Here is a 13462-nt window from a genome sequence, read left to right as displayed (position 1 = left end):
CTGTTTTTTGTTAAGCGACAACGCAGATGCCCGCATATTTGCAAAAGTTCTACCTAATCTTTCCCTCCTCAAGCGAATTGACTCTAAAATAAGAATCGGGTATCTCTTTGTTAAATTCATGTTTTAAAATTTCAATTAAGGTTTTATGTTTTTTTTGCAGGTTATTCATTTCCATTTTATTGCCTGTCCAAAAACCTTCTTTTTTTTCGATACCGCTGACGGTAAGTACCTTTAAAATAGAACCTTGCTCATCATAAAATTCTGCCTTTATGTTTAAAAGGGATTCCTTGTCTATCCATGAAACATATTTCGAGTACATGGATTTTTTTACCGGAATTGATTCAATTTTCCAGCAATCTTTTGAATCGATTTTTTCTTCGCCTAAAAGACTATGTTTATAATCGTCCACCTTGCGGCCGCTCATATCATCATAGGTAAAATCCGTTCCCATAAAGTAGTCTTGGCTTGATGAACCGCTTATGCGCTTAGCTTTTTTTAATGCAGGCATATAAAGCCAGCGGTCATCGCTTTTTGATTCATCGTCATACGAGAACGAAAGATAGCCGACTCCTTTTACATCTGCAGGAAGTAAAAACACCATGACTGTTTTTTCTTCTTTCCCATAATCTTTTGAATAGGCTGTAACTTCCCGAACTCTTTTTTTTCCGCTTGAGTTTATAAGTGTCATCCTCATCTTAAAAGAATCGGTTACGGCCTTTTCCCTGTTACTTGCTTTTTGCATTATTTCTCTTCCCGTCAATTCCTGTGCAAACGCAAAGCTCACTGCTGCTGCCGCAAATATGGTCAGCACAATCAAATGTTTTATCCTTTTCATATCAGCCTCCAAATAATTTATAATTATTGCCTCTGTATATTTTTTTCTACACCTGCCACGATGCAGCTTTTTCGCGCATACCGACAAAGTGCGCATAAATACCGTCCTGCTGCATCAGCTCGGAGTGTTTGCCGTGCTGTACGATATTTCCCTTATCCATGACAAATATTTGATCGGCGTTTTTTATAGTTGAAAGTCTATGCGCAATGATGATTGCGGTTTTGTTTTTTAAAAGTTCATCGAGGGCTCTCATTAATTTTTCTTCGTTTTCGGGGTCTACACTTGAAGTTGCTTCATCGAGGATAACAATGGAGCTCGGCTTGAGCATTGCCCTCGCAATGGAAATACGCTGGCGCTCTCCGCCTGAAAGATTGCTTCCGCCTTCCTGCAGCACGGTATCGTAACCGCCCGGCAGCTCCATGATAAAATCGTGGCATTGCGCTGCTTTTGCCGCAGCGATAATTTCTTCATCGCTTGCATCCGGTTTTCCGAATTTGATGTTGTTCTTTATCGTGTCTTCAAAGAGATAGACATCCTGAAATACAAATGTAAAGTTCGATAAAAATGTATCGTATGCAAAATCTTTTATATTGGTATCGCCGAGCCTTATTTCACCTTCATCGACATCCCAAAAACGGGCAATCAGCTGGCAAAGGCTTGTCTTCCCCGAACCTGAATAGCCGACCAATGCGGTTACGCTGTTTTTCGGAATATACACATCCAAGTTGCGGAAGAGCTTTTCCTCAGTGCTATTTTTTCCACCGTATCCGAAGGTGATATTCTTGACGGTAATATCGTCATCACCTTGGGGCAGCTGTGAGCCTTCCGGTAAGGCTTGAATATTTTTAACCTTAAAAAGCGTATCCAAGTTCTGCACCGCAACACCGCGCATTCTCTGCATTGTACCGGCTATTTCAAAACCGCCGAATACCACAAAGCTCGCGACAATCAGCATCAGCGTTTTTTCAATATCTATAGTCCCAATCGAATAGCGGTATAAGGCGTTTACGATAATTGCGGTTGTTCCTAATTTTAGCAGCAAAGAAAAAACCAGCAATGAAGGAGTCAGAGTCTTTTCTACGGCAAAGAAACCTTTCTTGCTTTTCTTAATACTTTCCGTCACATTTTTGAGCGCTTCGCTTGTTCTGCCGAACGCCTTTACCACGCCGATTCCTTGCACATACTCCAAAATATCGGTACGCAGCTGCAGCTTAAGCTCAGTCAGTTTTGCCGTTACCGCATCCGTCTTTTTTTGGAATATATTGGTGAGTAGAATCGCTACTGCAAGGGTAACAAAAATGATGCAGCCTGTTACCATGTCAAAGGGGAATACGAACAGTGCCATGATAACCGTTTGAATGCTTCCTGCAAACATCATTTCGAGAATCATCATGTCGATTGTTTCAACATCTGTGATAACCGTTGTTAATGCGCCGGAAATATCGCCGAGTCTGCTTTCGGAAAAATATCCCATGTGTACGTTTTTCAGTTTATCTCCGATGACGAGCCGATTTTCAGCTCCCATAGTATACGATGCGATATTTTTGTTCCGGTCGGAAATATACCCAAAGATAATCTTTCCTATTATGCCGATAAGCATAATACAGAACACCGTAATGCTGTTGTTTTTTGTAACCGGCAGCGCCTGAAACACTGCACGGCTCAGAGTCAGCAAAAAATATCCGAGTCCGCCTAGAGTGAATCCTTCGAATATGCTTTTAAGCATATCGCAGATAAACATCGTTGTTATGCGCTTTGATTGCTTTCCCGCAATCGTGTATATCTTTTTCAATAAATCAAACATCTTAGCATTCCTCCAATTATCCGTTATCCCTGCCGCTGATATGGGACTGCCACATTTTTTGGTAGAGCGGCGAATCTTGTAACAGTTCGGTGTGCGTTCCCTCTGCAGCAATCCGGCCCTTATCCAGCACGATGATTTTATCGGCGTTGACAATAGTGGAAAGCCTGTGTGCAATCATAATAACGGTTTTATCTTTGACGAGGTTGTCGATGGACTGTTGAATAACGGCTTCGTTTTCAGGATCGGAATAGGCGGTTGCCTCGTCGAGTACGACAATGGGACTATCCTTGAGAAGCGCACGGGCAATGGTAAGCCGCTGCCGTTCACCGCCTGAAAACTTACTGCCTGCGTTTCCCGCATTGGTGTCATACCCGTTAGGCAGGCTTTTGATAAAATCATGGATGCTTGCTTTTGTACAGGCTGTTTCGATTTCCTCATCCGTTGCATTCTCTTTTGCCATCTTTAGGTTCTCCCGAATGCTCTTGTTGAATAAAAAATTCTCCTGCGACACATATGTAACCAGCTGCATGTTCCGTTCCAAACTCATGCTGCCGATGTCAGCGCCTCCGATGCTGATGTGTCCGCTGTCGATATTCCAAAAGCCTGCCAGCAGTTTTGCGATGGTAGACTTGCCGCTGCCGGAAGATCCGACAATCGCGGTGAGCTCGCCTTCCTTTGCCGTAAAGTTCAATCCATCGAACACATTTGTACCGTTCTTGGCAGCTGCACCGTCCGTTTCGCACAGTGTTCCGCCGTAGCCGAATACCACATTTTCAAAGCGCACATCAAAGCCTTGCGGATCGGGAGCCGTATCGTTCCGTACCAGTTCCGGTAAATCCAGTACCGATTTTATTTCACCGAATACGACACGCACATTTGCCATCGCATCCGTATAGGCCATCGCTTTTAAAAGCGGTTTGTACGACGCATACGAAAGCAAAATGCACATAATCAGCGTAGGAATTGTAATCCCTCCGGTCATAAAGAGGTAAAGCCCTACCGGTAATACGATAAGGAGCGTAGACGGCAGAACCTCCATCGCAGCTATCATGGCAAAACATACGCTTAAATACCAGTCGAGCATAGAGTCCCGATTGTCCTCCACTGCTTTTTGAAATTTATCATAGGATGAAGCAGACTTATTAAAAGCCTTGATAACTTTGATGCCCTGAATATATTCGACGGCGGCAGCATTCATTTTTTTTGACGCTTCAATGTACCGCTTGGACTTTGCTTCGTAATCTTTCATCATCAGCATCGAAAAAAGTATACCGAGCGGCAGTGTTACAAGGTTTGCAAGACCGATCTTCCAATTTAATATAAAAATGATAACGACAATGACAACCGGAATGAGCACATTCGCCAATACTTCAGGGATTACATGTGCAATAGGTTTTTCCATCTTATCAAGTGTTTCTACCACAAATTGAGACCACTTGCCGCTGCTTTTTTCTTCTATTGTGCCCATCGAAAGGCGGCTTAGTTTTTCCACAACCTTTTTCCGCGTATCTTCGATGACACTGAACGCAAGATTGTGGGAACCGATTGTCGATATAGAATGCCCGATAAGCGCCCCTGCAAATCCGGCAAGGATAAGTCCGGCATAAGGCAAGAAAACGCGGTAATCCGTGACACCGTTTATCAGCTGTGTCACAATAGATGCAACAGCAAAGTATGGAACAATGCCGCAGGCAACACCGATAATTGCGAAAACCACCGGAACGATGATTGCGCCGATATGTTTTTTTAAGATATCCATAATAACTCCATGTGTAAGTAGTTCATAATTATTTTTTCTCTTTTCCGAAAGGTTTGGTTATATAAATCAATACCGGTGTCATCAGATAGTCGGCAATAAGAGCGGAAAAAAGACCGACTGCCGCCAAGATTCCCAATCGCAGGAATGCATCTATTTTGCTCGCCATGTACATTAAAAAAGTAACCGACAAAATTATCGTAGTCATTGCCAAGGTTTTTCCGATAGAATAAAAAGAACCGACAATCGCTTTATCATAAGAGCCTTCCTTTTCAAATAGGTACTTTGTATGGTTGGTAAAATGGATTGTATCATCTACTGCTATACCGAGAACCATGGGCATAAGCGCCATTGTTACCATATCTAGAGGAACATGGAAGTAGCCCATAATAGCTCCTGTTGTAATAATCGGCATAATGTTAGGTATAAGACCTATGAGCCCCATTTTAATACTTCCGAATACAATCATCATTAAAACACCGATTGCTGCAAGAGATGTAAAAAAAGAATTTATTTCCCCATATACTATTTTGTTATTCATCTCTGCGGCATGGGCTGCAGCTCCTGTTAAAAAGGTTTCCGCATCGGGGAAAAGTTCCGCACATTTTTTATACACGCTTTCCAAATTGGCGGCAAGTTCATTTCCGTCAAAGGCGGCAACATCGACGGTCATTCGGAGAGTCCTGAATTCGTCATCAACCCAACGGGAAGTTTCTCCACCCGATATTTCGTATAAAAACAAAAGCTGTGCTAAGAGGTCTTCATCTTCAGGTATTGAATAAAAGGCCGGATCATCGGCATGCATGGTTTGATTCATATCTTTTACAACATCTAAAATTGAAAATATTTTCGGCACTCCGTTATTCAGCTTTGTCAATTTAAAGCCCGATATGAGGCGGCTTAACTCTTCCAGTTTTTTTAAGTTTTCCGGTTTTTTTACGGCATCTTCTTCTTTAAATGTCAGCATAACATTGTAGTTAAAATAGGCTCCCAATTGAGAATGTGTAATTTCATAAATGCGTTTTACATAAGGAATTCTTGTTCCCATAAAGTTAAAGCTGTCCATGTTTACGGTTATCATAAAAATACCGGGAAGACAAAGGGCTGTTACAAGTGCAAAAACAATTAAAATCGGTTTTCGTTTTTTTAATACGGACCTTCCGAACTTTTCAAAAAAAGAATCCAGCTTTTTATATCTTATTGCACTCTTATTTTGTTCAGGAGGACAGTCCTTTCCGAAACTCATCAAAATAGGAATTAAGATGCTCACATAGAGATAAACCGCAAAAACCATAGCGGCGCTTGCAAGCCCCATCCAATGCATCGGCTCGAGGTCAACCGTTAAAAACGATAAAACGGAAGCAACTGTCGTAACAACCGTAAAAAATAAAGGCCAGCCCGTATTTTCTATTGAATCGATAACGGCTTCTTTACGTTTTCCTATTGCGTAAAAACTGTTTCTAAAAGAATTTACAAGGTGAATTGAGTAGCCTACCGAAAGAGCCATTGCAAGAATTATTGGAACGGAAAGCATTTCGGAACTTCCTTCAATATTTAAATGCCCCATAAAGCCCAAAACTGAAACTATTGCGCCTGTGGTGGCTATGATAGGTACTATCGTACCTCTTAGCGAGCGTGCAAAAATAACGAGAAGAATTATCATACACATAAAACTAAGACTTACGCATTTTTTTATGTCTGCGTTCATAACAATTTTTTCTTCCGTTTCAGTGTAGGGAAGACCGGCAGGTTTTATTGTGTAGGCAGAGCTTTTGTATTTGGGATTTGTTACAATATCGATTGCTGTTTCTCCCATGATGTACATAAGCTCCTTATCCGAAGTTTTCATCCATTCTTCTCTACTCGGGGTTGCTTTAAGCGAAAGAACAAGCCAGGTTTCTTTTGCATCGCTTGAAACAAGTTTATTTACAATGGATTTTCGGGATAAAATAAAATCCTTTGCTTTTTTAAGTTCGGCAGGATCTTCAGGGATACCGTCTTTAAAGGGATTTTTTATTTCGATTCCTTCTTCCGTTCCGATACTTATATCGATATCGGTGATAGAAGTAATCGAATCGGCGTACGGAATTTTTTCCAAAAGTTCGTTTCCGATTTCTTTAATCATTTTTAAAACCTCAGGCTTAAAAACATCATCGGATTCTATAAGCAAAACTATGGTGTCATTGCTTCCGAAAAGCTCTTTAAACCTGTCTTCATGTTCTTTCATCTGAGCGGTTAGGTTTACGAAGGCTTCTTCGGTCATTGACGTGGCTCTAAACTTTTTTAAGCCCATTGCGGCAAATACGGTTAGAGCTGCTAATAAGATAACTAACAACCAGCGGTATTTTAATTGAAACTCGCCGATCTTTTTAAAAAATATATGCAAACTTTCAAGTTTCATGGTACAAACCCCTTGTAATACTAACAATTAGTAAACAGTGTTTACTAATTGTTAGTATAGCCCTACAGTAAAAATTTGTCAAGAGGGAAATCAATTTTTTTTGTTTATTTCCGTTTCCGGCTGCATAATTTTATTCCAGCAAAAATACATTACATCGGTTAAGATATCTATAAAGGATAGGGCTTTTTTATAAGAATATTCATGTGTGATGATTTCAAAAAGAGGTGTTAAGGCGGTGCTGTAAATTAAGTGAAGCTGGTCGTCGTTTAAGGGCCGGACATTTATGCCGCGTTTTTTTAAGTCGGCAATGAATTTTTTGCAGGCTGTAACATCAGCCATGACGAAATCGTGACGGATGTTTTCATATTTTGTTCCCGCCGAGCGGTTAAACAAAAGTCTAAAATCATCGAAGCGGCTGTAGACAAGCGTACATAAATTCTGTAAAGATATGCGTATTGCTTCTTTTGTTGATAAAAAGTCTTTAGTTTCATATAAATGTATTGCGATTTCGGAAAAATCGGAACCGATACTTAAGGTTTGTCCGATAAGCGGCTGTACGAGAGCTTCAAATATTGCCGCCTTTGACGGAAAGTGTTTGTACAAAGCCCCGGCTGTTATGCCGGTCATTGCGGCAATGGAACGCATCGATGCTTTTTCAAAACCGTTTTGCAAAAACTCCGCTTTTGCATTTTTGAGAATTTCCGTATAGGTATCGCTTTTCTTTTTTATTGATTCTGCCATCATTTATATTATAGGCATCAGTTTGAAAATTGTCAAAGGGGGCATAAACGGCGTTCATTTAATTTGTAATTGGTAATGTTTTATGAGTAATTACGCATGCAAACTGCCCATTACCAATTATACATTGCTTATTCCTCCTGCAACCGAATTTCCGTACCGTCTCCATCTTCGGTTTGCATGTACAGCTTCCAGTTTTTTTGTTTTGCAGCTTTGAAAGCCGCTCGAAACTCGGCTGAGGCGGGAACGGCTGACCCGCTTTCTTTAGGGAGCTTCTCCCCTTCGCTGTACAGTACGGCGAGGCCTTCTTCGTCCGTTTTGCGGTCGGGCAAACTGTTGAGTATCCGTATAAGGGCGTCTTCTTCAAGGCGGTTATCCTGAAAACCCAGCGCCTGTAAGGCGGGTAAGCCCTGCACATTGAGTGCGGTAAGCTGATTATCCGAGCACGCCAGCTCCTGTAAAGCTGTCAGCCCCTGTACATCGAGGGATGTTAGCCGGTTATTGTCACAGTACAGCACCTGTAGCGCAGTAAGTCCCCGTACATCGATGGAAGCGATTGCATTGGAACTGCAATTCAGCTCCTGTAAAGCAGTCAAACGGCGTACATTCAGTGCGGTAAGCCGATTGTCGTAGCACATCAGTACCTGTAAAGAGGTTAAACCGCGCACGTCAAGCGAAGTAATCTTATTGTCTTGGCAGTACAGCTTCTGCAAAGCGGGCAACCCCTGTACATCAAGCAAGGTAAGCTGATTATCCGAGCACTCCAGTACCTGTAAAGCAGGTAAGCCCTGCACGTCGAGTGATGTCAGTTTATTGAAGTGGCAGTCCAGCCACTGTAAAGCGGTAAGGTGCCGTACATCAAGGGAGGAAAGCCGGTTATTGTCACAGTACAGTGTCTGTAAAGCGGTAAGCCCCCGTACATCGAGGGATGCGATTTCGTTACTATTGCAGTACAGCTTCCGCAAAGCGGTCAACCCACGTATATCCAGTGCGGTAAGCCGATTATTGCCGCAATACAGCGTATGTAAGCCGGTTAATTCCCGTATATCAAGCGAAGTAAGCATATTGTCTTGGCAATACAGCTCCTGCAAAGCCGTTAAACCGCGGACATCAAGCGCGGTAAGTTTGTTAGCATAACAGAACAGCTCGATAAGAGCACCTTTAAGGACAACCTTTGTTCCCGTTGCCGTAAGTACCGTTTCTTCGCCGCTCGGGAATTCCGTAACCGTGCAGCCTTCTACCTGTACGGGCGAGCCGTCTGCCGTTACCGCCGTCACGGTTATCTCTTTTTCATGCGGGCTTATACCAAGTACCGCCCTGCCTGCGTTTTCCGTCGCAGCGACAGCGGTCAACAATCCCGCTGCAAGCAGTATTGTTATAAACAGTTTTTTCGATTCTTCCATCATTTATATTATAGGCCTCAGTTTGAAAATTGTCAAAGGGTTATCTTTAAAAATAGGGGGTAGTTATTATTGACATAAGAGTGCTTATATTATACAATTATGTCAGCTTTTATAGCTAAACCGGAGAATGACTTATGAAAGAAATATACGGAACGGTCTACGATAAAAACAATAAACCTCTTGAAAAAGCCCTCGTAGCCCTCCTTAACAATAAATTCGAAATTGAATATTCCGATGAAACAAATAATGAAGGAAAATTCAATTTATCTGCTGAGCCGAAGTATTATCCGTTTTTTATTGCTGTAAAAGAGTACAAAGAAAATTATCTTGAATACTGGAGTCAAAATATAGACCTTGATGAGGATTTGGAAATTAATCCTAAAATAGATGTGATTGAGATATACGGTTTACACTGTTTTCAAGTTAAGGGAGCTGGCAACTATCTGATGGTTTACTTTCGGCCCATGAGCCTAACCAAGTTTAAGGCAAACGAAAAAAATATTGTTCCCGATATAGGTAAAGAATCTTTAACCGTATCTGTAAACGGTGAATTTTGCGAAATATTGACTCTTTCCCGTGTTGAAGAACAATTTCCGGATACCCAAATGACATCCTTTCTTATGCAGATTTCAATGGATGGGGTAAAATTTTCCGATAAGAATAAACTTGAACTTAGCATAACCGATAGGAACGGAGACTATGGAGAAGCTTCAATATTCTTTAAACTTTAATTTTTCTACAAATTATATAAGGAGATACTAATGCAAAACAAAACTGCACCGAGATGGGATTTAAAAAATATTTATCCCGATTTTAAATCAAAAGAATATGCGGAATCAAAAAAGAAAATTCCTGCATTGACTTCCAAGTTTGAAAAACACTTAAAGGCTTTTTCGGATAAGGACTTAAAAAAATGGCTGGTAAAAGCTTTGGACATTTTAAACGAGTTTAATGCCGAAGCCGAAACTCTTTATGCCTATGCTTCGGCCGTGTATACAACCGATACCGAAAACAAGGAAGCTTTATCTGAGCTTAACTCGATATCGGCTCTCTTTGTTCCGTTTACGCCCCTTGGAGTGCGCTTTTCGAATATCTTGGCTTCCGTTTCCAAAGAGGTAAAGGCCTTGATTAAAAACGACAAGGATTTAAAATATGCTTCTTTCTATTTGGAAGATACCTTGTTTTGGCAAAAAAAACAGATGAGCGAAGAAGAGGAATCCTTGGCTGCCGATCTAGCCCGCTCCGGTGCTTCGGCTTGGAGCAAATTACAGAGCACAATGACTTCAACAGCTTCATGTATTTGGGATGAAAAAACTAAGGAAGAAAAAACCTTGGTTCAGCTTAGAGCGATGGCCTACGATAAGGATGCGGCCGTCCGCGAAAAGGCTTTTAAAAAAGAACTTGAGCTTTGCAAGTCCATCGAAAAACCCGTTGCCGCAGCCTTGAACGGCGTAAAGGGAACTTCCATCACCTTAAATAAAAGGCGTAACTGGAAGGGCGGCACAATCGAAAAATCTGTAAAGCAGGCAAATATAACTCAAAAAACTCTTGACTCCTTAATTTCCGCCATCGAAGATTCTCTTCCTTCATGGAGAAAGTATTTAAAGGCTAAGGCCATGCTCTTAGGCAAAAAGGAATTACCCTTTTATGACCTCTTTGCTCCGGTTTCAAAATCATTTCCGACATATACTTGGGAAGAAGCAAAGGCCTTGGTAATCGAAAACTTTTCTTCATTTTCAAAGAACATGGGAGACTTTGCAAAAAAGGCCTTTGCCTCCAACTGGATAGACGGTGAGGTACGAAACGGCAAGGTCGGCGGAGCCTACTGTACTCATTTTCCCGTAACAAAGGAACCCAGAGTTCTTTGCAATTTTGACGGCTCTTTTTCTTCGGTCAGTACCTTAGCACACGAGCTGGGACATGCCTTTCACTTTAATGTTGTAAAGGATATGCCTGTAATAAATCAAAGCTATCCTATGACCCTTGCCGAGACAGCTTCTATTTTTGCAGAAACCATTTTGTTTGAAAGCGAAATTAAAAAAATGAATGAAGAGCAAAAGACGGCTCTATTGGAAATTCATCTTCAAGACGGTTGTCAGGTATTGATCGATATTCTTTCTCGTTTTTATTTTGAGCGCTCCTTTATGGATGAAAGGGAAAAGCATGAACTTACTGCTGAAGACTGCTGCCGCCTAATGCTTGAAGCTCAAAAGAAAAGCTATGGAAACGGGCTTGATTCTAAATTGCTTCATCCATATATGTGGCTTGTTAAGGGGCATTATTATTCTGCCGACCTGGGCTTTTATAACTTCCCCTATGCTTTCGGCCAGCTTTTTGCTCTCGGTCTTTATAACCGCTATAAAAAGGAAGGAGAAAAATTTACTTCCGTTTATGAGGATATTTTAAGAAAGACCGGTATGACGGATGCCGTTAAGGTAACAAAGAGTGCAGGTTTTAATATCGAAACGCCTGACTTCTGGAAAGAAGGCATAAAGATTTTTACGGATCAGATAAGCGAATTTGAAAAACTCGTAAAAAAAGCAAAGAAAAAATAGCCTTATTGTTTTGATAAAATATTTATAAGCCTATAATTATATTTATGTGCACCTCTAAAAACCTTGTTGGATTTGCTTAGCATCCTTCGGAATAGAGGTGCATTATCAGTAAAGCTGATAACGAGTTTTCATAAGTCTTTATGTCTTTTTTTATTATAGAAAATTTCAAAATGCACTTGCCTGCATAGTATAAAGTTCGGCATAATACTTATTGGTTTGCATTAAATTTTCGTGGCTGTCAAAGCCTACAATTTTACCGTTTTGCAAAACTAAAACTTTATTAGCTTTTTTTACAGTCGATAAACGGTGCGTAACAAAGAAAACGGTTTTACCCTTTGTCAGCTCCAAGAATTTTTCATAAATGATAAATTCGGAGCGAGGGTCAAGAGAAGCCGTCGGTTCATCCAAAATAAGAATTTCAAAATTGCCGAAAAACGCACGGGCTATTGCGAGTTTTTGCCATTGACCGCCCGATAAATCCCGCCCGTCTTCAAATTGAGTTCCTAACAGCTGTTCTAAATTTTCGGTTTCATCAAAACCTGATTTTTTTAAAGCAAGCAAAATTTCGTCATCGTCTGTAATTTTTCTTAAATCGGAAAGAGCCGTATTTTCACGAACCGTTAAATCAAACTTTGCATAGTCTTGAAAAACAGCACCGATAATTTTTCTATACTCAATAACATCATAGTCTTCAATTGAAGTTTCATCGAATTTTATTGAACCTGAAGAAGGTTTATAGAATTTACAAAGCAATTTCATCATCGTGGTTTTACCGCTTCCATTTTCACCCACGATTGCAATTTTTTCGCCATTGGCGATACAGAAAGAAATATTTTGTAGAGCAAAATTTTCATTCGATTGATATTTAAATGAAACATCATCAAAAATAATTTTATTAAAGTTTGAATTAATTATTTTATTTTGTCCTTTACTGCTAGGCGGTAAATTGATAAAATCAAAATACTTTTGCATATATAAAAGCGTGTCGTACAATAAACTTGAATCTTCTACCAAACGGGAAATGCTTTGCGTTGTATATAAGATACTTGACGAAAAAATTAAAATACTTCCGACCAAAAAGGTTCCGGAAAATGTGCCTTTTATAATCGTATTAAAGACGAATACACTGATTGCCGTACTCACAATTAAAAATGAAACGGAAGCTATGAGTTTTTTAACACGGTTTAACTTTATTCCCTTATTTATTCTTTTAAATGTGTCTTTGTATTTATCGATGAAAAAATCATAGAGACCGTATAACTGTACATCTTTTATATTCTCTTTTGAAAGTAATGAACTTGAGTAATAACTTAATTTCCTTGAATCGGGTGTATTTGATACTAACACTTCAAAGGCTTCTTTTTGTATTTTATAAAAAACAATGCTTTGAGGAATAATTGCGATAAACATTAAAAGTGAAATAAATAGACTGAAATCGGCAAGTAAAACAAGCATAGAAACCGCCGTGATAATACAGCTTATTATGCTTGCACCGAAAACAAGTAGGTTTACAGGCCTCCAGCTTGCCTCTTGGCATAAAATATCAATGTCATCGTAAAACGAGCTGTCTTCAAAAACCGTAAGTTCTGATATTGCTCTCGATTTATTCATAAGCGAAGTATTTAAATACAGTGTCAGCCTATCGGTTAAAAAGCCCTGTATGGTGGTATATACGGGCTGTAAAATATTTGATAACAAAAAAGCGGCAGCCCACACAATTAAAATGAAGATAACTCCATTTATGTTTTTTTCCGCTACGGCATTTATGATTTTGTTTGCCGAATAAATAAGAAGCGAGGGCATAAGTGCTTGAAGTGGAATTACCGTCAAAAGCAAAACGGAATGAAACTTATCGGCTTTAAACACAACCGATAAACTCTTAAAATAAAGACGAAAAAAGTTTTTAATCATAATTATCACGCAAAACACAAAACCGCTGTAAAAATTCGCGACTGCCGATGTCAGCAAAA

9 protein-coding genes are annotated in these 13462 nt (G+C 40.1%); 2 read left to right on the top strand and 7 right to left on the bottom strand.

Annotated features, from left to right (window positions below):
* Nucleotides 1-49: 49 nt before the first annotated feature.
* From TDE_RS09520 to TDE_RS09495, 6 genes are all read right to left on the bottom strand, one after another.
* Nucleotides 50-835: an outer membrane lipoprotein-sorting protein gene (locus tag TDE_RS09520; protein ID WP_002679769.1), complete on the bottom strand. Its 786-nt coding sequence runs from the start codon at nucleotides 833-835 to the stop codon at nucleotides 50-52.
* A 46-nt stretch (nucleotides 836-881) separates the two neighbouring features.
* Complete coding sequence (locus tag TDE_RS09515; RefSeq protein WP_002679767.1) at nucleotides 882-2639, bottom strand: ABC transporter ATP-binding protein; 1758 nt, start codon at nucleotides 2637-2639, stop codon at nucleotides 882-884.
* A gap of 16 nt (nucleotides 2640-2655) precedes the next feature.
* A complete protein-coding gene (locus TDE_RS09510; protein WP_002679765.1) occupies nucleotides 2656-4398 on the bottom strand; it encodes an ABC transporter ATP-binding protein in 1743 nt (580 codons plus the stop codon).
* A 28-nt stretch (nucleotides 4399-4426) separates the two neighbouring features.
* Entirely contained in the window at nucleotides 4427-6796 is a 2370-nt protein-coding gene (locus TDE_RS09505) for an efflux RND transporter permease subunit (RefSeq protein ID WP_002679762.1), read from the bottom strand.
* Nucleotides 6797-6886: 90 nt separating this feature from the next.
* Nucleotides 6887-7540, bottom strand: a complete 654-nt coding sequence (locus TDE_RS09500) for a TetR/AcrR family transcriptional regulator (RefSeq protein ID WP_002679760.1) — start codon at nucleotides 7538-7540, stop codon at nucleotides 6887-6889.
* A 125-nt stretch (nucleotides 7541-7665) separates the two neighbouring features.
* On the bottom strand, nucleotides 7666-8940 hold the full coding sequence (locus TDE_RS09495) for a leucine-rich repeat domain-containing protein (RefSeq protein ID WP_002679758.1): 1275 nt from the start codon (nucleotides 8938-8940) through the stop codon (nucleotides 7666-7668).
* Nucleotides 8941-9071: 131 nt separating this feature from the next.
* Here TDE_RS09495 and TDE_RS09490 point away from each other — a divergent pair, with 131 nt between their 5' ends.
* Complete coding sequence (locus TDE_RS09490; protein WP_002679755.1) at nucleotides 9072-9668, top strand: carboxypeptidase-like regulatory domain-containing protein; 597 nt, start codon at nucleotides 9072-9074, stop codon at nucleotides 9666-9668.
* Nucleotides 9669-9698: 30 nt separating this feature from the next.
* On the top strand, nucleotides 9699-11492 hold the full coding sequence (locus tag TDE_RS09485) for a M3 family oligoendopeptidase (RefSeq protein ID WP_002679753.1): 1794 nt from the start codon (nucleotides 9699-9701) through the stop codon (nucleotides 11490-11492).
* A gap of 165 nt (nucleotides 11493-11657) precedes the next feature.
* Here the strand turns inward: TDE_RS09485 and TDE_RS09480 are convergent, their stop codons facing one another.
* Entirely contained in the window at nucleotides 11658-13403 is a 1746-nt protein-coding gene (locus TDE_RS09480; protein ID WP_002679750.1) for an ABC transporter ATP-binding protein, read from the bottom strand.
* Nucleotides 13404-13462 lie beyond the last annotated feature (59 nt).

It is taken from the genome of Treponema denticola ATCC 35405 (genome assembly GCF_000008185.1).
Lineage (GTDB): Bacteria > Spirochaetota > Spirochaetia > Treponematales > Treponemataceae > Treponema_B > Treponema_B denticola.
The sequence above is the reverse complement of the archived record's forward strand: the minus strand, read 5'-3'. Positions and strand labels throughout refer to the sequence as shown.